Source organism: Enterococcus sp. LJL90, from assembly GCF_056924355.1.
On the sequence record NZ_JBXPBQ010000005.1, the window covers coordinates 1 to 22,904 of the forward strand.

The window sequence follows — 22,904 nt, forward strand, 5'->3', positions numbered from 1 at the left end:
GATCACCGTACCGGTTCGATTCCGGTCCTCGGCATAGTGTGAAAACACCATGCACCCATAGCTCAACTGGATAGAGTGTTTGACTACGAATCAAAAGGTTAGGGGTTCGACTCCCTTTGGGTGCATTATAGTTTTTAACGGGAAGTAGCTCAGCTTGGTAGAGCACTTGGTTTGGGACCAAGGGGTCGCAGGTTCGAATCCTGTCTTCCCGATTATTTTGTAACATCATGGGGCCTTAGCTCAGCTGGGAGAGCGCCTGCTTTGCACGCAGGAGGTCAGCGGTTCGATCCCGCTAGGCTCCATTTCATTTTTTAATGAAAATTATATTTTCGCGGTGTAGCTCAGCTGGCTAGAGCGTCCGGTTCATACCCGGGAGGTCGGGGGTTCGATCCCCTCCGCCGCGATACTTTAGAGCTTGGACCTTTAGCTCAGTTGGTTAGAGCAGACGGCTCATAACCGTCCGGTCGTAGGTTCGAGTCCTACAAGGTCCATTGTTTTCTAATTTTTAATACTGGAGGATTACCCAAGTCCGGCTGAAGGGAACGGTCTTGAAAACCGTCAGGCGGGTAAAACCGTGCAAGGGTTCGAATCCCTTATCCTCCTTTTTTAATATTATCGCGGGATGGAGCAGTCTGGTAGCTCGTCGGGCTCATAACCCGAAGGTCGTAGGTTCAAATCCTGCTCCCGCAATTACTTTTGACTATCAAAAGTACAATTTAATAAAACTAATATTGGTTTGGTAGTTCAGCTGGTTAGAATGCCTGCCTGTCACGCAGGAGGTCGCGGGTTCGAGTCCCGTCCAGACCGCCATGCGGGTGTAGTTTAGTGGTAAAACCACAGCCTTCCAAGCTGTTGTCGCGAGTTCGATTCTCGTCACCCGCTTTAGTTTTATTAATTTGGGCCTATAGCTCAGCTGGTTAGAGCGCACGCCTGATAAGCGTGAGGTCGATGGTTCGAGTCCATTTAGGCCCATTATTTTTCTTGGGGAAGTACTCAAGTGGCTGAAGAGGCGCCCCTGCTAAGGGTGTAGGTCGGGAAACCGGCGCGAGGGTTCAAATCCCTCCTTCTCCGTTTCATTTTTTTAGGCCCGTTGGTCAAGCGGTTAAGACACCGCCCTTTCACGGCGGTAACACGGGTTCGATTCCCGTACGGGTCATTGCTGGAGGATTACCCAAGTCCGGCTGAAGGGAACGGTCTTGAAAACCGTCAGGCGGGTAAAACCGTGCAAGGGTTCGAATCCCTTATCCTCCTTTTTTTAATATTATCGCGGGATGGAGCAGTCTGGTAGCTCGTCGGGCTCATAACCCGAAGGTCGTAGGTTCAAATCCTGCTCCCGCAATTACTTTTTAATAAAAGTACGTATCACCCTTTAAAACGGTTTGGTAGTTCAGCTGGTTAGAATGCCTGCCTGTCACGCAGGAGGTCGCGGGTTCGAGTCCCGTCCAGACCGCTTTTTTTATGGCTCGGTAGCTCAGTTGGTAGAGCAATGGATTGAAGCTCCATGTGTCGGCAGTTCGATTCTGTCCCGCGCCATTTTTTTGCGGGTGTAGTTTAGTGGTAAAACCACAGCCTTCCAAGCTGTTGTCGCGAGTTCGATTCTCGTCACCCGCTTTACTTCATTTGTTTGGGGCCTATAGCTCAGCTGGTTAGAGCGCACGCCTGATAAGCGTGAGGTCGATGGTTCGAGTCCATTTAGGCCCATTATTAATATTCGGCCCGTTGGTCAAGCGGTTAAGACACCGCCCTTTCACGGCGGTAACACGGGTTCGATTCCCGTACGGGTCACTTCGAAGATTGCTTTAGTTGCAGTCTTTTTTTTGTGGTCAAAAGTATCCGCTTTCTTTTATTGACTTGTTTTTGTTATACTTGAGAAAATACCTATAGTTAAGAAAGAAGGAGCGCACATGATTGATCATTTAAGTATTAGTGTAAGTGATTTAGCAAAAAGTAAGGAATTTTATCAGGAGTCTTTGAAACCTTTGGGCTATCAAATAAAGATGGAAATGCCCCATGGTGTTTGTTTTAGCGCCGAGAGCGGTGGCGATTTGTGGATTGTAAAAGGCGATGTTTCTCCCATTCATTTGGCCTTTGGCGGGAGTCGTCAACAGGTGGAGGCTTTTTACACTGCAGCGTTGAAGGCCGGTGGGGTCGATAATGGTGGACCTGGACTGCGGCCACAATACCATGAAAATTATTATGCCGCTTTTATTTTTGACCCGGATGGCTACAATCTTGAAGTTGTTTCCCACACGGCTAGTTAAGAACTTGTAACAGCAGAACATGAAAAATTTTTTCGTTCATGTTCACTTGTTTTACATGGAATAATGTAGTGATAGCTAATACTGGTTCTGAGAAATAGGAAATTTTACAAAACCATTTTTTAATTTTTTAGCCTCTTGTCGGTCACAACGCAGGAGGCTTTTTTATTGGCTAGGAAATTTACATTGATTTCTGTAGGGTTTTCCGAAGCTTTCTGCTATACTAGGTATCGTTGCAAGTTCCCGAAAGGATTCGCACTGCGAAGATGCCTTGTAACCGAAAAATTTTAGGGGGAATAACTCATGACAGAAAGACATTTATTTACTTCAGAATCTGTCTCTGAAGGCCATCCAGATAAGGTTGCGGATCAAATTAGTGACGCAATTTTAGATGCGATTTTAGAAAAGGATCCCGATGCACGGGTCGCCTGTGAGACATCCGTCACTACGGGTTTGGTGCTAGTTTTTGGTGAAATATCCACAAGTGCTTATGTGGACATTCAAAAAGTTGTCCGCAAAACGATTAATGAAATTGGCTATACGCGGGCCAAGTTCGGCTTTGACGGGGACACGGTTGCCGTATTAGTTGCAATTGATGAACAATCACCTGATATTGCCCAAGGGGTTGATGAAGCCTTAGAAGTGCGGGGGACAAATGGTGATCCATTAGATTTGATTGGTGCAGGTGACCAGGGTTTGATGTTTGGTTTTGCAGTCGATGAAACACCGGAATTAATGCCGTTACCGATTGCTTTATCCCATCGTTTAGTTCGCCGGTTGGCGGAGTTGCGCAAGAGTGGCGAGTTAGATTATTTGCGTCCAGATGCCAAGTCGCAGGTGACGATTGAATATGATGAGGCTGGTCAGCCGCAAAGAGTCGATACGATTGTGATTAGCACTCAGCATGATGAACAGGTGGACAATCAAACGATTCATGATGATATTATTGAAAAAGTGATTAAAGATGTGATTCCAGTTCATCTATTGGATGAGCAGACAAAATATTTTATAAATCCGACGGGACGCTTTGTTATTGGCGGACCTCAAGGGGATGCTGGTCTGACTGGCCGCAAAATTATTGTCGATACTTATGGTGGCTATGCCCGTCATGGCGGCGGCGCTTTTTCTGGAAAAGATGCTACTAAAGTGGACCGTTCTGCAAGTTATGCGGCCCGTTATATTGCTAAAAATATTGTAGCAGCCGGTTTTGCTAAAAAGGCTGAGGTTCAGTTGGCGTATGCTATCGGTGTAGCGCAGCCGGTTTCGATTTCAATCAATACTTTTGGAACGTCAACCGTGCCTGAAAGTAAACTGATTGAAGCAGTGCGGGAGAATTTTGATTTGCGTCCAGCAGGTATTATTGAAATGCTGGACTTGAAGCGGCCGATTTACAAGCAAACGGCCGCATACGGTCACTTTGGCCGCACAGATATTGATTTACCTTGGGAAAAATTGGACAAGGTAGCGGGCTTAAGAGAGAGCATTGGCGAGTAGTTGAGCTAAAAAAACTTTTTATTCTGTCTTAATGTGAAAAACGGAAGGTACTGGCGTAAGCCGGGCCTTCTTTTTTCATTTTGTGTCAGAGAAGTTGAAAAATCTTCAACAGTGAATTGACTAGAAAAATATTTTTTAATTGGCAACAGAATTGCGATTAACTTGTGATAAATATTTTTTTAGTGGAGTTGTACGGCTTTTTTCTGATACAATCAAAGAGATAGTCTAAATAAGGGAGTAATGAAGGAAATGGCAAGAAAAACCAATGTCCCCTTAGTCACTGTGTGTGTCTTTGTGGCGACTTTTATGACGGCGATTGAAGGGACAATTGTCACGACGGCAATGCCGACAATTGTCGGCTCTTTAGATGGTTTGGAAATTATGAATTGGGTCTTCTCAGTTTATTTATTAACCAATGCGATGATGACGCCGATTTATGGAAAATTGGCAGACAAGGTCGGCCGTAAACCGATTTTTATGCTGGGTATTTTGATTTTTATTATAGGTTCTTCTCTGTGTGGCTTGTCCAACACAATGTTGACGCTGATTATTGCACGGGCCATTCAAGGAATCGGTGCTGGGGCGATTATGCCGGTGGCTCTGACAATTATTGCTGATATGTATACTGTGGAAAAGCGGGCACAGGTTTTAGGCTTTAACAATGCAGCTTGGGGGATTTCTAGTGTTCTTGGGCCTTTAGCGGGTGGCCTGATTGTCGACACAATCGGCTGGCATTGGATTTTCTTTATTAATCTGCCGATTGGTTTAGTCCTGCTGGGGCTAATTTATTTATTTTTACAGGAGGAAAAAGTTCCTCGAACAGCCAAACGGGTCGATGTTGTGGGAACAATCACGCTGTTAGTGACGCTATTTAGTTTGCTATTAGGATTTCAAGAGTTGGAAAATGGTGTATCTGTGAGTGTGTTGTTTTTATTTGTGATTGCCATTTTAGCTTTTGTGATTTTTTTAAAAGCGGAAAAAAAAGCGGAAGACCCAATTATTACTTTAGGCTTATTTAAAAGCCCGCTTTTTGTGGCGGCTAATTTAGTTGCTGCATTGGTGAGTGGCTATTTAATAGGAATTGATGTTTATATTCCAATGTGGATGCAGGGAGTTTTAGGCATCAGTGCGGCAATCGGCGGACTAGCCTTAGCGCCGATGTCGATTCTATGGATGGCGGGCTCATTTTTAGCGGGGCGCTGGCTGAGTAAATTTTCTGAGCAGCGAATTTTGCTTCAAGGGCTGAGTCTAGTTGCGCTTGGCGGATTTGGTTTATTCTTTTTACCTGCCTATAGTAATTATAATTTCTTTCTAGTGATTTCAGCAGTTATCGGCTTAGGTTTTGGGATTACCATCACAACGGCGACTGTCAGCGTTCAAAGTAGTGTGCCGCCGGAATCTTTAGGGGTGGCGACCTCTTTTAATACGCTAGTGCGGACAATTGGCCAGACGGTAATGGTTTCAGTTTTTGGCTTGATAATCAATCAAGCCACGGCGCAAGGTTTAGCGCAAAAAGGTTTTGATCCGCAAAGTGATTTGATGAATCAGTTGGTTAATCCGCAAACTGCTAAAGAATTGCCGCAGGAGATGCTGACCCCGCTGCGGGAAATTTTATACAGTGGACTGCATCGGGTTTTTCTGATTGGGTTAGTGATGGTGGCAGTTGCTATTGCAGTCGTTATGTTGTATCAGCAAAAACAAAAAATGAAAGTAAGTAACTCTTGAGACGGCTGAAAAGCTGATGTTTAAAGTTATATAAGACAAAAGGAGTGGTTGAGATGGCCTTTTTACAAGCCAATATTTATTCAAATGTTTTAGAAATGGAAGTCATGATCAATGTAGTATTGCCGCAAAAGACGGAGAAAAAAATCGGTAGCAGCAGTCTTGGGGCCAATGAGGATGTCCCGGTTTTATATTTGCTTCACGGCATGAATGGCAATCACAGCGTCTGGGCTCGGCGCACGTCAATCGAGCGCTATGTGGCGGATTATCAGATTGCTGTGGTGATGCCTTCGACTGATTTGGGCTGGTATACAGATACGACTTATGATATGAACTATTGGACTTTTATTGCGGAGGAATTACCGGAGATTGTCCATGAGCTGTTTCCGCAAATTTCTACTAAACGGGAAAAAACATATGCGGCTGGACTGTCAATGGGAGGATACGGGGCTTTAAAACTTGGTTTAAGAAAGCCTGAAAATTTTGCGGCTGTGGCTTCTCTCTCAGGAGCAGTCGTTTTAGGTCTGCAAATGGAGCAGATGCTGGAGGTTCGGCCCCGGAATTATTGGGAGGGTATCTTTGGCCCCTTAGATGAGGTGGCCAATAGTGATAATGCCCCTTTGTATTTATTGAATAAACTAGTAGCCAGCGGTCAGGAAATTCCCCGCATTTTTCTGGCCTGCGGAACTGAAGACCCTCTCTATGCAGCCAGTGCCGGAATGTCTGGTCAAATGACTAAATTAGGTGTTGCCCATACTTTTGAGGAGGGCCCCGGCGAACACAATTGGATTTTTTGGGACCAATGGATTCAGCGGGTCTTAGAATGGTTCTTCGAAGAAAATGCCTAACGATTTGACGGTCTCTTTACCAGAAGGAAAACTAAATATTCGAGTGGCGGCGTGGCTAGAACACGAGGGTCAGCTTTTGGTCAGCCGTTTCCCTAATGGTCGGCTGTCACTCCCCGGTGGTCGGCTGAAATTTAACGAAAATTCAGCGGCTGGTCTCAAACGGGAAATTTTCGAAGAATTGCAGCAGCCGGTCAGTGACCTTAGTCTGATGGCAATAGTTGAGAATTTCTTTGGCATTGAGGACGATAGCTTTCATGAATTGTTATTTATTTATCGCGGGAGCGTTCCTTATCAGAAACAATACCGCAGCACAGAGCCCCAGGAGCAAACAATTCTCTGGCTGCCTTTGAAACAGATTAATCTTTTACGGCCAGCAGTGTTACAAGAGCTGGCCGAGTATCAAGGAGCTGAAATTCTGCACCTGATTAATCGGGATAATGAAGAAAATTAAAAAGCTTGATATTACGCTGTTTTTTCGTTAATAAAGACTTTTGACAACGCAAAAACGCCTATGATAAAGACCTTTGCTAGTCAAAAATTCCTGCAACAACTAAGCTGAAATCGAAGGGATGAAGAAGATGAACCTCAGCCAACAAATTAAGAAATTACGGGACCGTGATCAGCTTTCCCAAGAGGATTTAGCGGAGAAAATTTATGTTTCCCGCCAAACTATTTCCAACTGGGAAAATGAACGCAGCTATCCAGATGTTCATAATTTGTTATTAATGAGTGTCCTCTTTGACGTCACTTTAGATGAATTAGTGAAGGGAGACGTGGATCAAATGCGGCGTATGATTCAAAATGATGAGATGGATAGGTACACAAAGTGGATGGTAATTTTTATGCTAGCAACGTTGATTATTGGAGGTGCTAGCATAACTATTTGGGGTATTTGGGGTTATATTCCCATCATTGTTTTTTGGTCAATTAGTATGTACTTTGCTCTGAAGGTTGAAAAAGTGAAAAAGAAAAATGATATTAAGACATTCAGAGAAATCGTTGCTTTTACTGATGGAAAAACGGATTTAGATGACATTCGCAAACAGCGGAATAGCAAAAACTACATCAGGGAAAAAATTTTGATTGTTTTAGCCTTTAGTGTGATTGCGCTGATTATTTTTCTGTTAGTCGTCTTTATCACGAATTTTTTAGTCAATCTTTAAAAGTAATTGAAAAGATTGGAGGGCAAGTAATGGAGCAAACCATTATTTTAAGTATTACTTTAGTGTTATTAGTTATCTATTTTTATAGTCATTATTACCGTCTCCGCATGCCGGCAAAGGGGGATGAACGCTGGCTGGAAATTGAAAAAAGAGCGAGCCGAATTGCCAATGGCTATTTTCAAGGTTTGATTGTGGTTGTCGCTTTGGCCCAAGGAATACTGTTGTTTCTGCCGGAGATGAATGTCACTATTTCTTTGGATAGAGTTTTGATGATTGCTTTTTGGGTGATTATTGCCGGTCAGGTGGTAGAAGTAGTAGCGCTGCGACATTTTAATCGGGTGATGTAACAGAATAAAAACTAAAGAGGCTGTTGAGTCAAATTAATTGGGATTCAAGAAATGATGAAGGCTATGGCAGTATTCTGAGGTTATTTTACAAATGAGGTTTCGACGATTTTATAAGTTGGTTAAAATAAAAAATGAGTGGTTGAGGGAGCTAAGTATGGAGCAAATGGTCATCAGAAGGGCAACGGAGCAGGATGTGCCCTTGATTTTAAACTTTATCAAAGAATTGGCAGTCTATGAAAAAATGCTGGCGGATGTGACGGCTACAGAAGAGCTGTTGCGGGAAAATTTATTTGAAAAGCAACAGGCCGAGGTGATTATCGGCGAAGTCGAGGAGCAACCGGTGGCGTTTGCTTTATTTTTTACTAATTTTTCGACGTTTGTCGGTAAGCCGGGTTTATACTTGGAGGATTTATTTGTGAAGCCGGAGTTTCGAGGAGCGGGCTTTGGTCAACAAATTTTAGCTTACTTGGCGAATTTAGCTGTCGCACGGGATTATGGCCGCTTTGAGTGGGTCGTGCTAGATTGGAATCAGCCGTCGATTGATTTTTATCAAAAGATGGGGGCCGTGGCGATGGATGAATGGCGCATTTTTCGTCTCAGCGGTGCTGCTTTGACAGAATTGGCCGCAACTGTAGAAAACTAAATATAAAAACAACCGCTGGCATTTATTTACCAGCGGTTTTATTTTATTTAATTGTTACAAATTCTAAACCGACTAATTTTGCCCATGTTTCAATTTGGTCTGAAGTCAGGCTCAGTGAAACGACGGTGTGGTGGCCGCCGCCGGTTTCAATCCAAGACTGTACGCCGTCGTGGAAGTTTGGCCGTGGTGTCCACATGATGCGGGCCACTGGTAATTTTGGTGCGGCTTCTGTTGGTTCAAAGGCATCGACTTCATTGATTAATAATTTGTAGTTGGTGCCAAAGTCGGCCATTGAAACTGCCACACCTTCGCCAGCCATACCGTCAAAGACTAAACGGGCAGGGTCTTCCCGATCCCCCATGGAAAGCGGAGCGACAACAATTTTTGGTTTATTGGCGGCTAAAACGGGGTCAACCTCCATCATATGGGATTGTAAAATGGCTTCTTTACCAGGTGTCAATTCGTAAGTGTAGTCCTCCATAAAGCCGGTCGCTTTGTTATGAGCCATAATTTTTAGTAAACGGTCAATGGCGGCTGTTTTCCAATCGCCTTCACCGGCAAAACCATAGCCTTCTGCCATTAAGCGTTGGACAGCTAAACCAGGTAATTGTTGCATGCCGTATAAATCTTCAAAGTTGCTGCTAAAAGCAGTGTAATCACCGGCTTCTAAGAAACGGCGCAAGCCGATTTCTTGGCGGGCTTGAACTTTGACATGGTCTTCCCAAGTTTTTTGATCATAATCAGTGTAATCAAAATCGTACAATTCTTTGTATTGTTCAAATAAAGTATCGACTTCTGCCTCAGTCACAGCATTGACGTATTGGACTAAATCGCCGATGCCAAAGTAATCAACAGTCCAGCCAAATTGAATTTGCGCTTCGACTTTGTCTCCTTCCGTCACGGCAACATTACGCATGTTGTCGCCAAAACGTGCTACTTTAATGTTGAAACTTTCGTTGTAGGCAACGGCGACATCCATCCATTCGGCAATTTGCTGCTGAACTTTTTCCGATTGCCAGAAGCCAACGACGATTTTATTATTTTTTTGCAGGCGGGCATTGATAAAGCCGTATTCCCGGTCCCCGTGAGCTGCTTGGTTTAAGTTCATAAAGTCCATGTCAATCGTTGCCCAAGGAATATTTTCGTTGTATTGGGTAGCGAGGTGCAACAAAGGTTTTTGCAATAATTTGGTGCCGCGAATCCAGTTTTTCGCTGGTGAGAAGGTGTGCATCCATGTAATCACACCGGCGACTTCATCCCGATAGTTGACTTCCTTCATGATTTTAGTGATGACAGCAGGTGTTACTGCTAGCTCTTGTAAAACGACAGGATAAGGCAGCTTGCCGCTTTTATTTAACGAAGCAACCATTTCCTCTGCGTGATTTTTAACCTCTCTTAAAGCTTCTTCGCCGTATAAATGTTGGGAACCTACGACAAACCAAAATTCTTTTTTTCCAATTGATAACATCTGATAAATCTCCTTTATATGATTTTATTTTTGTCCGTAATAAGCATCTGCACCGTGTTTGCGCAGGTAATGCTTGTCTAAAATCTGTTGCGGCAGTTCTGGTGCATAGCTGTTAAGCTGGCGGGCGATGAAGTTCATCTTGGCAACTTCTTCTAATACAACGGCGTTCATTACAGCGGCATTGGCATCTTTGCCCCAGGTAAAAGGGGCATGGCCGTGCAAAAGGACACCGGGAATTTCTAGTGGTTGAATGTTGCGTTCCTTAAAAGTTTCAACAATCACGTTGCCGGTCTCAGTTTCATAACCGGCATCAATTTCCGCCTGCGTTAAAAAACGAGCGCAGGGGACGCTGCCATAAAAAGTATCAGCGTGGGTTGTTCCCATAGCCGGCAAGTCAACGCCCGCTTGCGCCCAACCTGTGGCCCAAGTGGAATGGGTGTGGACGATGCCGCCGATTTCTAAAAACTTTTTATAGAGGACGGCGTGGGTCGGGGTATCGGAAGAAGGATTTAACTTTCCTTCTACAACCTTGCCGTCAAAATCGCAGACGACCATGTCGCTGGCCTGCATCGTATCGTAATCGACGCCGCTGGGTTTGATGACAAATAAGTTTTGCTCCCGGTCAACTGCTGAAACATTGCCCCAAGTGTATTTGATTAATCCGTGTTTCGGCAATTCGAGATTGGCCTGGAAAACTTCTTCTTTTAGTTGCTCTAACATGTTGTTTAAAAACCTCCTTTAAAACTTATTTCAGATAGTCAATTGCCGTTTTTTCAATCGGCAAAGCCGTTTCATAACGTTTCACAAAAGTCGTATAGCCGGCTAAGTCAGCTTCAGTCGGAGTGATGGTGACACCAGCACTCTCAGCAAAAACCTGCTGCTGTAAAAAGCTTTCTAAATCCTGCTGGGTATTTTTCAAGTAGGCGGCTAAAATAGCGATGCCCCAAGCTCCGCCTTCGCCAGCCGTTTCCATCACTGTCACCGGCGCTTCCATCGCAGCGGCTAAAATTCGTTGACCAACTTCTGGCGTTTTGAAAATACCACCGTGACCGACTAATTTATCAATTTTAATCTGTTCGGTTTTTAAAATTTCCATGCCGATACGCATCGCACCAAAAGCGCTTGATAGGTGCATCCGCATAAAGTTCGCTAAATCAAATTTACCTTCCGGCGTGCGGACAAATAATGGCCGTCCTTCATTGACACCGGTGATATTTTCGCCGGAATGGTAACCAAAGGACATCAGACCGCCACAGTCGGGATCGCCTTCGAGGGCTTTGTTAAATAAAGTCGTATACAGCTTATCCATGCTGACTTCTAAACCGAGACTGTCGAGAAATTCTTTAAAGAGCTTGACCCAAGAATTAATTTCCGAGGAACAATTGTTGGTGTGAACCATCGCGACTAAATCACCAGCTGGCGTCGTTACTAGATCAATTTCCGGATGAACTTTTTGCATTTCTTCCTCTAAGACAATCATCGCAAAGGCCGAGGTTCCCGCCGAAACATTACCGGTGCGCTGAGCCACGCTGTTGGTTGCCACCATGCCCGTGCCGGCATCGCCTTCAGGGGGACACAGAGGAATCCCCGCTTGCAAAGTACCAGTCGGGTCTAAAAGATAAGCTCCTTCTTCTGTCAGGTGACCAGCGTCCACGCCGGCAACCAAAACTTTTGGTAAGAGGTTATTTAATTTTTTGCTAAAACCAGCTTCAGCGGCTAATTTTTCAAAAATGGCCACTTTGTCTTGGGCAAAATTCTTCGTTTTGCTATCGATCGGGAACATGCCGGAAGCATCCCCAATACCTAAAACTTTTTCACCAGTCAGCTGCCAATGGATGTAGCCAGCTAAAGTCGTGAAGAAATCCAGATTCGCTAAATGTGCCTCTTGATTTAAAATGGCTTGGTATAAATGAGCGATACTCCAACGCTGCGGGATGTTATATTGGAACGCTGCGGTTAATTTTTCCTCCGCTTCACCGGTCATTGAGTTGCGCCAAGTTCTAAAAGGCACCAGCAAATTGTCTTCTTGGTCAAAAGCTAAATAACCATGCATCATTGCACTAAAGCCAATCGAACCGATAGTCACTAGATTTTCACCATAAAGTTCAAAGACTTCTGCCGCCATTTTCCGATAACTTTGGCGTAAGCCCTTCCAAATTTCATCAAGCGAATACGTCCAGACACCATCCACCAATTGATTTTCCCATTCGTAACTTCCAGAAGCAATCGGGGTGAAATCCGCTCCAATCAGGACCGCTTTAATCCGTGTTGAGCCAAATTCAATCCCTAAGGCCGTGTTGCCATCAATAATATTCAATTTTGCGGTGGCAATTTGTTCTTGCGTCGTAATGATAATCCCCTCCTTTAAATTCACTTTTATTATAAAATATTTGTACGTACATGTAAACAATTTCTTTTTGTTTTGTACGGACAAATAAAAAAGACAGCTGAGAACAGCTGCCTTAAAAAATTTCTTATTTTATTTTCCTCGTAGAATCCCGCTTAATTAATTTTGATTCATAAAGGATGCTCGGCGGCTCCTGCTGAGTTTCAATGGCTTGAATCAGCCAGTTGGCGGCGTCCACGCCCATTTTTTCTTTGGGATGTTCCAAGGTGGTTAATTTTACTTTGCCGACTTTACTGACGGAGGCATTGTCATTGCCGACCAGCGAAATTGCTTGGGGCACTTGGAAATGATGCTCTTCTAAAACGTCCAGTAAACGACTGGCAATTTGATCGTTGTAACAAATAATGCCCGTAACGGCTTTTTGATTGAGGCGGGTTAAAACCTGCTGATAAATCTCTTTGCGGGTTTCGGTTGTGTAGGTGATGATGTCCTCTGAAGCAAAAAGGACATCATAGGTTTCACAGGCTTGAATAAAGCCTTTTAGCCGATATTTCCCTTGCAAGTCGTCAATTTTAGCAATAAAAAGCAGCTGCTGATGGCCTTCTTTAATCAATAGCTCTGTCGCTAAAAAGCCCGCTTGCGTGTCATCAACACAAAGGGAGGGCAGCGCTAATTCTTCATAGGCGGCATTGATCATGACCATCGGAATTTTTTGTTCCCGCAATTTGACGTACAAGGCGATGTTGGGATTGTATTGATTACTTTTGGTGGGTTCAATAATCAAGCCCTGCACCCCGTAGTCCAGCATTTTTTCTAAACATTCCCGCTCCTGCTGATGGTCGTTATTGGTGCTAGCCAACAATAAGGAGTAGCCCTGCTGGCGCAAAGTTTTTTCCAAGCCGCGGATAATTGATGGAAAAATATAATCGGATAAATAGGTGATAATGACACCGATTGTTTTATTTTCTTTTGCAGGTAATGGGGCTGCCGGAGCTAAATAGGCATTATCGACATAAGTTCCCGAACCTTTTTCAGCCCGCAAATAACCTTCGTTGACTAATAAGGCAATCGCTTGGCGCACGGTGTGCCGGCTGACGGCATAATCTTTTTGCAGTTGCAATTCAGATGGGATGGCTGCATCTAAAGCATATTCCCCTTGAACTATTTTCTTTTTTAAATTATCGGCGATGGCTTGATACTTACTAATGCCCATCTAACCGCCCCTCTCTTTCACAATATGTCCGAACATCTTTTATTTTAGCACAAGTTGTCTGGTTTAAAAATGAAAAGTTTAAAATCAAGCTAGACAAAAAAATTTTTAACAGAAGCAGTTGAATTGAAAGCCAAAATTTGAAGAGAAGTTTTTTGCATTCATTTATTTTATAACCTAAGAGGCAGATTACCTAAATTGTCCAGATAAACTTATTTTTAAGAAATGTAAGAGCTTGGGAAATTTTGACTGCTTAAATTTCCCCTAAATAGACTAACTTAATTGCAAAAAATATTAGTTAATATTGACACGATAAATTTATACCGTATAATGGATTTGTAAGCAGTTGCTAAAAATAATGAATTTACCGATGATGAGTTGGGATTTTATTGATAAATGAAGTAGGCTGAAGGCTTGTTTAGAAAGCGGGTGAGATTTTGATGCTAGAATTTTTGGGAATTATTTTTTTAATTGTTGCACTGATTAGTGTGATCAATTATTTCAGAAAAGAAGCGCAGGAAAAAAATCTGATTGCGTCACTGTTGGGTAATCAGGCTAGTATGCTGAAGGTTCACACCATCATCCGCAATACTGAAGATGAGATTTTGGCGGTGCGGATTATCAGCAATCAATTAGAGGTCCCGACCCATGTAGCTTTTATTATTTATGAAAATGCTAAAACCAGTTAAACGCTACGGTGAACATTTTTTGCGGCTGCGTTTTTCCGCAGCCTTTGTTACCATTAAGAAAATAAAAAAGTCTTTATCTTATTCAAGTGGTCCTTGAAGGAGATAAAGGCTTTTTAATTGTCCTCGCGAATTGGTAGATTGGCAAAAAATTCTTGATTGGTGTCAGAAATTTCCCCTAAGTTTTCACCGTTGTAAAACAAATAGTATTTGCCATCTTTTGTGTGGAGCAGGTATGCATCAAGATCACTGAGGTCATCTAGGCTGAGGGTGCCATCTAAAGCGGCGCTATCATCAGAGTAAGGCTCAAAAATAATGGAAGTTGTCGCTAAAATAATCACGCCTAAAATCGCCAGCAGCGCATAATTTGTGCGCTTGATTTCATAGCCCTCTAATAAAAAGGTGACCCTTTTATACAAAACATTGCGGGAACCTTGAAAAAAATAGACCGCCTTGTCCGCCGCTTTTTTGTCAGTGGCGGGGGCCAACGTTTTGACGACGGCAACCAAAGACTCGACATAAGCAAAATATTCGGTCTGGGGCAGCGCTTTGGTGACTTGATTGTCCACCCGCAGCTCAATAATCAAATTTAGCTGGCGCCGCAACAGGTAGATAAAAGGAAACCACCAGTAGATGGCAGTTAAAACGTCCAGCAGATATTTAAATAAAATATCATGGTTGCGGAGATGCTGGATTTCGTGCTTTAAAATATATTTCAGCTCAGGACTGTCTAGGGGAACTTTTTTTGAGAGAATAATTTTCGGCTTGAAAATGCCTACCGCCATCGCAGAAAAAATGACCTCTGATTGAATCAAGGGAATCTGTTTCTTTTTGAGAAACTGAAAATCTTGGGCATCGAGGAAGAAAAGCTCCTCAAGGGGTAGCGTTTGTTTAAAGCGGCCAACTGTGCGCCGCAACTGCCGATGGCTGCGGTACATTTTCAATAGGCCCACCGCCGTACCAATGCCCCAAAGGACCAAGGTCAGCGTCAATACAGAAAAAGACTGGCCGGCGATGGAAAATTCCGTTTGGAAAAAAGTGAAAATCGCCGGCATTACATGTTCAGATTTTAAAGTAATCGTGGTAGGTAATTCGATTGGCAAAATCAAGCGCAGGAAAATAATCAGAAAGAGTCCGAAAATAAAATCGCTGCGGATGACTCTGATGCTTTTTTTCTTCCAGAGAATAAATTGCAGCATCAAGACCAGAATTACAACAAAAAGTAGCGAAATCAAGAAGGATGAAAGGGAGAAACGCACCCTAGTCACCGCCTTCTTCTAGCTGACTCTTTCTTTTATTAATCATATCTTCCAACTCGCCTAGTGAAGCCAAATCTGGTGAGCTGTCGATAAAGTTAGCGACTAAATTGGAAAGAGATTCTTGCGACATTTCCCGAGCCACAAAGGTTTCTTCACTGATGGTCGGCAAATACTTGCGGGTCAAAACTGTTCCGCTGTAACCGACAGAGTCAATTTTTAGCAGGTCGTTTTGAAATAGTTTTTTGATGACAGCGGCAATCGTATTTTTACTGATGTCGCTGGCTAAATTGTGGGCATCTGAAATTGACAGGGGTTCGCCAGCATGCCAAAAGACCTCCATAATTTGTCTTTCACGTTTGGTTAATTCTTTCATAGCAAATCACTCCATTCAAGTTCATTATAGCCTGTGGGCGTCATTATCTCAATAATTAAATATAGAATCAATTTTCACAAGAAAAATTAGGAAAAAAATAAAACTTATTTGTGATAAAAAAACAGGATAGCTTGAAATTTTGGAGGCTGTCGATAAAAAAGCCAGCATGGCTCCAAATTTCTCTATCCTGTCTGCAATTCGTTTACATTAAAAATTCAGCGACCTTATCATAATAACGGCCAACCTCTTGTAAGCTGTGGGCATCTGAGCCGTACACCAACGGAATTCGCAAGGCTAAGGCCTGCTTGATTAAGCCGGGGCCGGGGTAGCTTTTACCGTAGGCGGCTTTGTCAAAGCCCGCCGTATTCAAGTCTAATTTGTAGCCCTGTTGCATGATGTTTAAATATAATTCTTGAATCAGCTGAAGGCTTTCCAAGGATAAGTTGGTCTCCTCTGGAAAGAGTGCTTCAAATTTTTGGCAAAGGGTGATATGACCTAAGCGTTTTGGTTTGTAAGGCCCCAAGTCTGCCTGTAAAGAAGCCAAAACTTTTTGATAGTACAATTCTTGGGCCGCCTGAAAGCTGCCGAGGGAATCGACAACCCCGCGTTTATATTCTTCAAAGGAATAATCAATTCCCCAAAGGCCACCGTTGCCCGGCAGAAAATGCACAGACAAAACGCCGTCATCGGTTAAAGGGCCGTATTCATTTAAAAAATCAGTCGTCCAGTCTTGGGCGGCATCAAAATAATCCAGTTCAAAGCCAATGTGAAGCTGAATATCACTGGCGTATTTTTTTTTCAGCAGCTGCATTTTTTTAAAATAATGCTCGACATCGTTCAACGCCATCGCCGCAGTTGTCCAGACTTCGGGATTACCGGCGGCTTGCGTCGTCATAATTTCCGGCGGCAGCGGAGCGTGTTCGGTGATACTGTAGTCGCTAAAGTCCAGCTGAATGGCCTTTTGAATCAGCTCTTCGACATCCTGCACATTGCCGTGGGGGCAATATTCGGTATGGGTGTGGCCGTCTTTTTTGAATGGTTTACTCATCGTCTTTACTCCCTGATTTGGCCTTCGCCATAAATAATATATTTAATCGAGGTCAGTTCATGCAAGCCCATTGGTCCTCTGGCGTGAAGTTTTTGGGTGCTGATGCCGATTTCGGCACCAAAGCCAAAGACAAAGCCGTCGGTGAAGCGCGTGGAGGCATTGACATAAACGGCGGCGGCGTCAACTTCATTTAAGAATTTTTGTGAAGCATGATAGTCTTTGGTGACGATTGCTTCGGAGTGTTTCGTGTTGTAACGATTGATATGGGTGATAGCCGTTTCGAGGGAATCAACCACTTTAATCGCTAAAATATAATCTAAAAATTCCGTCTGCCAATCGCTTTCTGTCGCAGGTATTGCTTCGGATAAAAAGCTGGCGGCCGTTTGATCGGCCCGCAATTCCACCGGTGTTTCAGCAGCGTGTGCCTTCAAGTAGGCTTCTAATTGCGGCAGGAAAATCTCCGCCACGTCTTGATGGACCAAAATGGTTTCAATCGAATTGCAGACTGAAGGCCGTTGCACCTTGGCGTTAACGACAATTTTAACAGCCATTTCTAAATCGGCATCCTTGTCCACATAAACGTGGTTGTTGCCGGTGCCGGTTTCAATCACTGGCACGGTAGCTGTCGTTTTTACCCGTTGAATTAAGCCGGCGCCGCCACGGGGAATCAACACGTCGAGATAATCATTGAGCTTCATCAAAGCTGTCGCTGTTTCCCGCGAAGTGTCATCGACAAATTGAATAGCGTGGGGATTGGCGTTGTTTTCCGCCAAAGTGTCTTGTAAAATTTTGACTAAAATTTGATTGGAATTGAAGGCTTCCTTGCCGCCTCTTAAAATGACGGCATTGCCAGTTTTGAAACATAAGCTGGCGGCATCAGTAGTGACATTTGGGCGCGATTCATAGATGATGCCAATCACCCCTAATGGCACCCGCTGTTTGCCGATTAACAGATTATCGGCGTTGCGCCACATTTTATCGACAGCACCGATGGGGTCGTCTAAAGTCACGACTTGGCGAATGCCGTCTGCCATCTCGGTGATTCGTTGAGAAGTTAAGCGAAGGCGGTCCTGCATGGTTTCACTGATGCCATTGGCCGCGGCTTGGCTCAAATCCTTTTGATTTTCTTGTAAAATTTCAGTGGTGTTGGCAATTAAAGCCTCCGCCATCTTCGTCAGTAAATTGTTTTTTTCTAAAGTGGAGAGTAAAGCCAGTTCATGGGAGCTGGCTTTTGCCTGTTGACCCAAAGTAATTAAATCTGTCATCATGATAGCTCCTTTTCTTTTAACGGCGGTAGTTACAATAGCTCTTTTGCGAAAGCTTTGGTGGCTTATTTATTGCTGGCAAATAAAGTGCCGATAGTTTTACCGGCTAAAATTTCAAAAATGATTTGCGGTTGCTTGCCATTGGCTAAGACCATGGCGCTGTCGTTTTCTAAAACCCGCTGGGCGGCTTTTAATTTGCTGCGCATGCCGCCAGTGCCAAAGCTGCTGCCTTTATCACCTGCTTGTGCCATCAAATTTTCGTCAATGGCGGTGATGTGGGAATAAAGTTTTGCTTCGGGATTGGTCAAGGGATTGGCGGAATAAAAACCGTCAATATCTGAAAGCATAATTAAAATGTCGGCCTTGGTTAATTGGGCGACAATCGCCGACAGTTGGTCGTTATCGCCAAATTTAGTCAGGTGATCCAATTCATCGACAGACACCGCATCGTTTTCATTCACGATGGGGATGACCTGCATTTGCAAAAGCTGCTCTAAAGTGTTGGTCACATTTTGGCGGCTTTCCGGAAAATCAATCACGTCACGGGTCATCAATACTTGACCGGTCTGCTGACTATAGGTTGAAAAACGCTGAGCGTAAATATTCATCAGCTCCGTTTGTCCGACCGCTGCTACGGCCTGCTGTTCTGGAATGGTTGGCGGTCGGGTGGCCATTTGCAGCTTATTGAGCCCGACGCCAATCGCACCGGAGGAAACCAAAATAATCTCCTTGCCTTGATTATTTAAATCGGCTAAAACAAAAGCCAATTGGTCGATGGCACTTAAATTAATTGTGCCATTGGGATAAATTAAAGTGGAGGTGCCGACTTTGACGACAATCCGCTGGGCTTTATCAAGTTGTTGACGCATAGGAAACTCCTCGTTCATGTAAAAATTTTCATTCTAAATGTAGGGAAAATCCCTTCACCAAAGCAAAGGGATTCGTTTAGTTTATTCTATTTTACTTGTTTTGACTAGCTAAGTCATGTAGAAATAATCCGCTCAGCAGTTTCGGCTCAAACCACGTCGATTTTGGCGGCATAATTTTGCCAGCGTCCGCCACATTTAATAAATCATCCATGGTGGTAGGATAAAGTGCAAAGGCAACGGTCCACTCCTTGGAATCCACCAGTTTTTCCAGCTCCGCCATGCCGCGAATGCCGCCGATAAAGTCAATCCGTTTATCAGTGCGAATATCTTGGATAGCAAATTCCTTTTCAAAGACATAGTGCTGCAACAAAGCTACATCCAATTGTTCCACCGGGTCATTGGGAATCAGTTCCTGTTTAATGGTCAATTGATACCATTGCTGATCCAAATACATGCCAAAGGTTTTCGGCTGCTGCGGTTTGCCTGCAGCGACTTTTTCGACGGTAAAATACTGCGTGAGTCTTGTTAAAAAGTCAGGCGCAATCGCCACCTTCAGCACCCGATTGTAATCTAAAATTGCCAATTCCTCTTTAGGAAAAATGACGGAAAGAAAATAATTAAATTCAGCAGCAGGTCCAGCATCAGGATAAGTTTCCTGCCGCTTCAGCCCAACCTTGACAGCTGATTCGGTGCGGTGATGACCGTCAGCGATGTATAACGCCGGCACATTGTCGGCAAAGCCCTGCACTAAAGCAGCAATGATTTCGACATCGTCAATCACCCAGACCCGATGGGCAACGTCATGGAAGCTAGTGAAATCATAGACCGGTGCATGTTGTTCCTGCCAATCTTGCATAAGCTGCTGAATGCCAGCTTCACTACGATAGGTCAGAAAAATCGGTGATGTATTGGCATCGCAGGCATCAATGTGATTGATGCGATCTAGTTCTTTTTCCGGCCGGGTGTATTCGTGTTTTTTGATTAAGCCGTTTTGATAATCAGCAATCGCCGTGCAGGTTACTAAACCCGTTTGGCTGCGGCCATTCATCGTCAGTTCATAAAGATATAATACTTTTTTTTCATCACGAATCAGCCAATCCTTTTGCAAAAAGGCCTGCAGATTGCTGGCGGCTTTTTGATAAACCTGCGGATCATAGGGGGAAAGTTCTTTTGGTAAATCAATTTCCGCCTTATCAATATGCAGATAAGAATAAGGATTGTCCTTAGCCAAATCATAGGCCTCTTTCGAATTCAAAACATCATAGGGCAGTGTCGCAATATTTTCTGCTAAATCTTCATGGGGCCGGATACCGGCGAAGGGATGAATTTCAACCATTAGAAACCGCCCTCCTCTGGATTTTTAATCACGCGGACTTTAATAATATTATCAGAGTCGGCAATTCGTTTGGCCACTTCTTGAATTTTGGCTTCATCGGTTTCATCGATGTCGACTAGCGTGTAGGCTAAATCATCCCGACTGCGGTTAATCATAGTGTCGATATTGATTTCCATGCCGGCAATAATTGTTGAAATCTGCCCTAGCATGTTCGGCACATTCTTATTGACGATACTCAACCGATAAGGCGAAGCAAAGGTCATTTCCACCGTGGGAAAATTGACTGAGCGTTTGATTTCGCCGGTCAACAGAAATTTTTTCAAGGTGCGACCCGCCATTTTTGCACAATTGACTTCGGCCTCCTCCGTTGATGCGCCCAGATGAGGAAAGACTAAAACCTTTTCATGGCGCAATAAGCGTTCATCGGCAAAGTCGGTAATGTATTGTTTGATTTCTCCTGCATCTAAGGCCTTCAAAACAGCATCGGTATCAACTAAACCACCCCGTGCAAAATTTAACAGAACGGCATCGTTTTTCATTTTTTGCAATTCTTCAGTGCTGATTAAGTTTTGCGTGTTTTCTAAAAGGGGCACGTGCAGGCTGATAAAATCGCTAGTGGCAAAAATTTCATCCATGCCGTTCGCCCGTTTGACACGGCGAGAAATATTCCAAGCCGTGTCGACTGAAACATAAGGATCATAGCCGGTCACGTTCATGCCTAAACGGTAAGCGTCATTGGCGACCATGGCACCGATAGCGCCCAAGCCGACAACACCCAACTTTTTACCTTCTAATTCATGTCCGACGAAGGCTTTTTTGTTGGCTTCGGCTTGCTCCTCAACATCTGCACCGGTTAAGGTCTGAACCCAGGTTGAGCCTTGAATTAGTGGTCGGACGGAAACTAAGAGACTAGCTAAAACTAATTCCTTCACAGCATTTGCGTTGGCGCCGGGAGTGTTGAAGACGACGATGCCTTTTTCGGCGCATTCTTTTACGGGCACATTATTGGTTCCCGCACCAGCACGAGCGACCCCAAGAACAGAAGCTGGAAAATCGTAATCATATAATTTTTGGCTGCGCAGAATAATTCCCGCCGGCTGTTCCGTTTGATTGACGGTGAAATTTGGATCTTCAAAATATTTTAAGCCTTGCGGGTCAATTGCATTAAAGGTTTTAATATCAAACATGCTTAATTTCCTCCATTTTCTAATTCAAATTGTTTCATAAAAGAAACTAGGGCTTCGACGCCCTCAAACGGAAAGGCATTGTAGAGACTCGCCCGCATACCGCCAACAGAACGATGGCCTTTTAAGTTTTCAAAGCCAGCAGCTAAGGCTTCTTGATTAAATTTTTTGTCTAACGCTTCAGAGCCGGTTACAAAGGGAATATTGGTAATCGAACGGCTGTCTTGGTCAACGGGGCTCGTAAATAAGTTGGATTCAGCAATCGTTTGATATAATAGCCCAGCTTTTGCTTGGTCTTGCTTTAACATACCAGCAACGCCACCATTTGCCTTGACCCATTCAAAGACCAATTTTGCCATATAAATTGCAAAAGTTGGCGGCGTGTTATAAAGGGAATGATTGTCCGCTTGAATTTTATAATCTAACATGGCGCTTGGTGTTGAAAACAGGCCAAGTAAATCATCGCGGATAATCACAACAGTCAAACCTGCGGGGCCGATATTTTTTTGCGCACCGGCATAAATAATGCCGAAATCCTCTGTTTTATAATCATTTGCTAAAATATTTGAGGACATGTCAGCGACAATTGGCACCTTACCGGCGTCAGGAATTGTCTGATAGGCACTGCCTTCAATCGTATTATTAGTAGTGATGTGCAAATAAGCCACATCTTGGTCAATCATGTCTGGCGTAATTTTTGGAATGTAGGTGAAATTTTGCTCTTCGCTAGAGGCGATGACCTCGACCTCAACGCCAGCAATTTTTTTCGCTTCAGAAATGGCTTTTTTCGACCATGAGCCAGTGTTGGCGTACAACGCTTTCTTTCCTTGGGCCAAATTCAGCGGCACCATTGAAAACTGCATGCTAGCGCCCCCTTGCAGAAATAAAACCTGATAATTATCAGGAATGTTCATTAATTCCCGCAATAAAGCTTCGGCCTCTTGGATAATGTTTTCAAATAAGGAGGAACGATGACTCAGCTCCATCACGGACATGCCGCTGCCTCGATAATCTAACATTTCCGATTGCGCCTGCTCCAACACAGGTTTCGGTAATACGGCGGGACCAGCTGAGAAATTAAAAACAGTCATACTAAAATCGCTCCTTCTTAAAATTATTAAATTTAAATGTGAAATACATTATAACAGAAAGAGTAAAATGGCAAAAGCCTAATTTTATTAATTTTGTGAATCCTTGTACTTATTTTAAAATGAAATTTAAAACTTCTAAAAACTTAATCGATAATCAGTGAAACTCGTCGGAATTAAAGGCGTGTTATGTTAAAATAACTTTATACCTTTTTGTAAAAAATTTAGTGAAACTTTTTAATTTTTACTTTGTTTCAGAAAATTTAGAAAGCAGTTTACATTCGCTAAGGAGAATT

At 43.6% G+C, this 22,904-nt stretch carries 21 protein-coding genes, 19 tRNA genes and 1 riboswitch; of the genes, 28 read left to right on the forward strand and 12 right to left on the reverse strand.

From position 1 onward, the window contains the following. Nucleotides 1-51 precede the first annotated feature (51 nt). From AC1Z3S_RS11765 to AC1Z3S_RS11895, 27 genes are all read left to right on the forward strand, one after another. Nucleotides 52-125: transfer RNA gene (locus tag AC1Z3S_RS11765), tRNA-Arg, on the forward strand. Nucleotides 126-138: 13 nt separating this feature from the next. Further along, nucleotides 139-212: transfer RNA gene (locus AC1Z3S_RS11770), tRNA-Pro, on the forward strand. Between the two features lie 17 nt (nt 213-229). After that, nucleotides 230-302 (forward strand) — tRNA-Ala (locus AC1Z3S_RS11775). Nucleotides 303-330: 28 nt separating this feature from the next. After that, a tRNA-Met gene (locus AC1Z3S_RS11780) sits at nt 331-404 on the forward strand. A 13-nt stretch (nt 405-417) separates the two neighbouring features. Beyond that, a tRNA-Ile gene (locus AC1Z3S_RS11785) sits at nt 418-491 on the forward strand. 22 nt (nt 492-513) lie between these two features. Further along, nucleotides 514-603, forward strand: a tRNA-Ser gene (locus AC1Z3S_RS11790). A 13-nt stretch (nt 604-616) separates the two neighbouring features. Next, a tRNA-Met gene (locus AC1Z3S_RS11795) sits at nt 617-690 on the forward strand. 43 nt (nt 691-733) lie between these two features. Continuing rightward, nucleotides 734-810: transfer RNA gene (locus tag AC1Z3S_RS11800), tRNA-Asp, on the forward strand. A gap of 1 nt (nt 811) precedes the next feature. After that, nucleotides 812-882 (forward strand) — tRNA-Gly (locus AC1Z3S_RS11805). A 16-nt stretch (nt 883-898) separates the two neighbouring features. Continuing rightward, nucleotides 899-972 (forward strand) — tRNA-Ile (locus AC1Z3S_RS11810). Between the two features lie 11 nt (nt 973-983). Further along, nucleotides 984-1,071 (forward strand) — tRNA-Ser (locus tag AC1Z3S_RS11815). Between the two features lie 13 nt (nt 1,072-1,084). Then, a tRNA-Glu gene (locus AC1Z3S_RS11820) sits at nt 1,085-1,156 on the forward strand. A gap of 5 nt (nt 1,157-1,161) precedes the next feature. After that, nucleotides 1,162-1,251: transfer RNA gene (locus tag AC1Z3S_RS11825), tRNA-Ser, on the forward strand. A 14-nt stretch (nt 1,252-1,265) separates the two neighbouring features. Then, nucleotides 1,266-1,339, forward strand: a tRNA-Met gene (locus tag AC1Z3S_RS11830). A 37-nt stretch (nt 1,340-1,376) separates the two neighbouring features. Then, nucleotides 1,377-1,450: transfer RNA gene (locus tag AC1Z3S_RS11835), tRNA-Asp, on the forward strand. Between the two features lie 10 nt (nt 1,451-1,460). Then, nucleotides 1,461-1,533: transfer RNA gene (locus AC1Z3S_RS11840), tRNA-Phe, on the forward strand. Between the two features lie 7 nt (nt 1,534-1,540). After that, nucleotides 1,541-1,611: transfer RNA gene (locus tag AC1Z3S_RS11845), tRNA-Gly, on the forward strand. Between the two features lie 16 nt (nt 1,612-1,627). After that, nucleotides 1,628-1,701, forward strand: a tRNA-Ile gene (locus AC1Z3S_RS11850). Between the two features lie 12 nt (nt 1,702-1,713). Then, nucleotides 1,714-1,785, forward strand: a tRNA-Glu gene (locus AC1Z3S_RS11855). Nucleotides 1,786-1,904: 119 nt separating this feature from the next. Next, nucleotides 1,905-2,261 carry a VOC family protein gene (locus tag AC1Z3S_RS11860; RefSeq protein ID WP_461740528.1) on the forward strand — a complete coding sequence of 119 codons (357 nt, stop codon included), beginning with the start codon at nt 1,905-1,907 and terminating at the stop codon, nt 2,259-2,261. Between the two features lie 225 nt (nt 2,262-2,486). Continuing rightward, a riboswitch (SMK box riboswitch) is annotated at nt 2,487-2,564 on the forward strand. Continuing rightward, the gene (metK, locus tag AC1Z3S_RS11865) at nt 2,562-3,752 is read left to right on the forward strand and encodes a methionine adenosyltransferase (protein WP_461740529.1); all 1,191 of its coding nucleotides are present in this window, start codon (nt 2,562-2,564) and stop codon (nt 3,750-3,752) included. (Overlaps the previous riboswitch by 3 nt.) Before the next feature lie 249 nt (nt 3,753-4,001). Then, the gene (locus AC1Z3S_RS11870) at nt 4,002-5,477 is read left to right on the forward strand and encodes an MDR family MFS transporter (RefSeq protein ID WP_461740530.1); all 1,476 of its coding nucleotides are present in this window, start codon (nt 4,002-4,004) and stop codon (nt 5,475-5,477) included. 53 nt (nt 5,478-5,530) lie between these two features. Then, nucleotides 5,531-6,322, forward strand: a complete 792-nt coding sequence (locus AC1Z3S_RS11875) for an alpha/beta hydrolase (RefSeq protein ID WP_461740531.1) — start codon at nt 5,531-5,533, stop codon at nt 6,320-6,322. Continuing rightward, complete coding sequence (locus AC1Z3S_RS11880; protein ID WP_461740532.1) at nt 6,315-6,773, forward strand: NUDIX hydrolase; 459 nt, start codon at nt 6,315-6,317, stop codon at nt 6,771-6,773. Before AC1Z3S_RS11875 ends, AC1Z3S_RS11880 begins: the two co-directional genes overlap by 8 nt. A gap of 127 nt (nt 6,774-6,900) precedes the next feature. After that, nucleotides 6,901-7,485: a helix-turn-helix domain-containing protein gene (locus tag AC1Z3S_RS11885; protein ID WP_461740755.1), complete on the forward strand. Its 585-nt coding sequence runs from the start codon at nt 6,901-6,903 to the stop codon at nt 7,483-7,485. A 29-nt stretch (nt 7,486-7,514) separates the two neighbouring features. Continuing rightward, a complete protein-coding gene (locus AC1Z3S_RS11890) occupies nt 7,515-7,832 on the forward strand; it encodes a hypothetical protein (protein ID WP_461740533.1) in 318 nt (105 codons plus the stop codon). 154 nt (nt 7,833-7,986) lie between these two features. Continuing rightward, complete coding sequence (locus tag AC1Z3S_RS11895) at nt 7,987-8,475, forward strand: GNAT family N-acetyltransferase (RefSeq protein WP_461740534.1); 489 nt, start codon at nt 7,987-7,989, stop codon at nt 8,473-8,475. 43 nt (nt 8,476-8,518) lie between these two features. Here AC1Z3S_RS11895 and araA read toward each other — a convergent pair whose 3' ends face one another. The 4 genes from araA to AC1Z3S_RS11915 form a co-directional block, all read right to left on the reverse strand. Continuing rightward, nucleotides 8,519-9,943, reverse strand: a complete 1,425-nt coding sequence (gene araA, locus AC1Z3S_RS11900) for an L-arabinose isomerase (RefSeq protein ID WP_461740535.1) — start codon at nt 9,941-9,943, stop codon at nt 8,519-8,521. Nucleotides 9,944-9,967: 24 nt separating this feature from the next. After that, nucleotides 9,968-10,663 carry an L-ribulose-5-phosphate 4-epimerase gene (locus tag AC1Z3S_RS11905; protein ID WP_461740536.1) on the reverse strand — a complete coding sequence of 232 codons (696 nt, stop codon included), beginning with the start codon at nt 10,661-10,663 and terminating at the stop codon, nt 9,968-9,970. A 25-nt stretch (nt 10,664-10,688) separates the two neighbouring features. Continuing rightward, the gene (locus AC1Z3S_RS11910; protein ID WP_461740756.1) at nt 10,689-12,275 is read right to left on the reverse strand and encodes a xylulokinase; all 1,587 of its coding nucleotides are present in this window, start codon (nt 12,273-12,275) and stop codon (nt 10,689-10,691) included. Between the two features lie 142 nt (nt 12,276-12,417). Then, a complete protein-coding gene (locus tag AC1Z3S_RS11915) occupies nt 12,418-13,497 on the reverse strand; it encodes a GntR family transcriptional regulator (RefSeq protein WP_461740757.1) in 1,080 nt (359 codons plus the stop codon). Between the two features lie 443 nt (nt 13,498-13,940). On the opposite strand from AC1Z3S_RS11915, the gene AC1Z3S_RS11920 reads away from it, so the two are divergent. Further along, complete coding sequence (locus tag AC1Z3S_RS11920) at nt 13,941-14,189, forward strand: hypothetical protein (protein WP_461740537.1); 249 nt, start codon at nt 13,941-13,943, stop codon at nt 14,187-14,189. 113 nt (nt 14,190-14,302) lie between these two features. Here the strand turns inward: AC1Z3S_RS11920 and AC1Z3S_RS11925 are convergent, their stop codons facing one another. The 8 genes from AC1Z3S_RS11925 to serC form a co-directional block, all read right to left on the reverse strand. Further along, on the reverse strand, nt 14,303-15,445 hold the full coding sequence (locus AC1Z3S_RS11925) for a M56 family metallopeptidase (protein WP_461740538.1): 1,143 nt from the start codon (nt 15,443-15,445) through the stop codon (nt 14,303-14,305). A 1-nt stretch (nt 15,446) separates the two neighbouring features. Beyond that, nucleotides 15,447-15,818: a BlaI/MecI/CopY family transcriptional regulator gene (locus AC1Z3S_RS11930; protein ID WP_461738082.1), complete on the reverse strand. Its 372-nt coding sequence runs from the start codon at nt 15,816-15,818 to the stop codon at nt 15,447-15,449. 202 nt (nt 15,819-16,020) lie between these two features. Beyond that, entirely contained in the window at nt 16,021-16,866 is an 846-nt protein-coding gene (gene hisJ, locus AC1Z3S_RS11935) for a histidinol-phosphatase HisJ (RefSeq protein WP_461740539.1), read from the reverse strand. Between the two features lie 5 nt (nt 16,867-16,871). Next, complete coding sequence (locus tag AC1Z3S_RS11940; protein ID WP_461740540.1) at nt 16,872-18,131, reverse strand: glutamate-5-semialdehyde dehydrogenase; 1,260 nt, start codon at nt 18,129-18,131, stop codon at nt 16,872-16,874. 65 nt (nt 18,132-18,196) lie between these two features. Then, nucleotides 18,197-19,000, reverse strand: coding sequence for a glutamate 5-kinase (gene proB, locus AC1Z3S_RS11945; RefSeq protein WP_461740541.1), 804 nt, complete (start codon nt 18,998-19,000; stop codon nt 18,197-18,199). 91 nt (nt 19,001-19,091) lie between these two features. Continuing rightward, on the reverse strand, nt 19,092-20,336 hold the full coding sequence (locus AC1Z3S_RS11950) for a DUF1015 domain-containing protein (protein ID WP_461740542.1): 1,245 nt from the start codon (nt 20,334-20,336) through the stop codon (nt 19,092-19,094). Next, complete coding sequence (locus tag AC1Z3S_RS11955; protein WP_461740543.1) at nt 20,336-21,523, reverse strand: phosphoglycerate dehydrogenase; 1,188 nt, start codon at nt 21,521-21,523, stop codon at nt 20,336-20,338. The genes AC1Z3S_RS11950 and AC1Z3S_RS11955 overlap by 1 nt, the downstream gene beginning before the upstream one ends. Before the next feature lie 2 nt (nt 21,524-21,525). Then, on the reverse strand, nt 21,526-22,611 hold the full coding sequence (gene serC, locus AC1Z3S_RS11960; RefSeq protein WP_461740544.1) for a 3-phosphoserine/phosphohydroxythreonine transaminase: 1,086 nt from the start codon (nt 22,609-22,611) through the stop codon (nt 21,526-21,528). Nucleotides 22,612-22,904 lie beyond the last annotated feature (293 nt).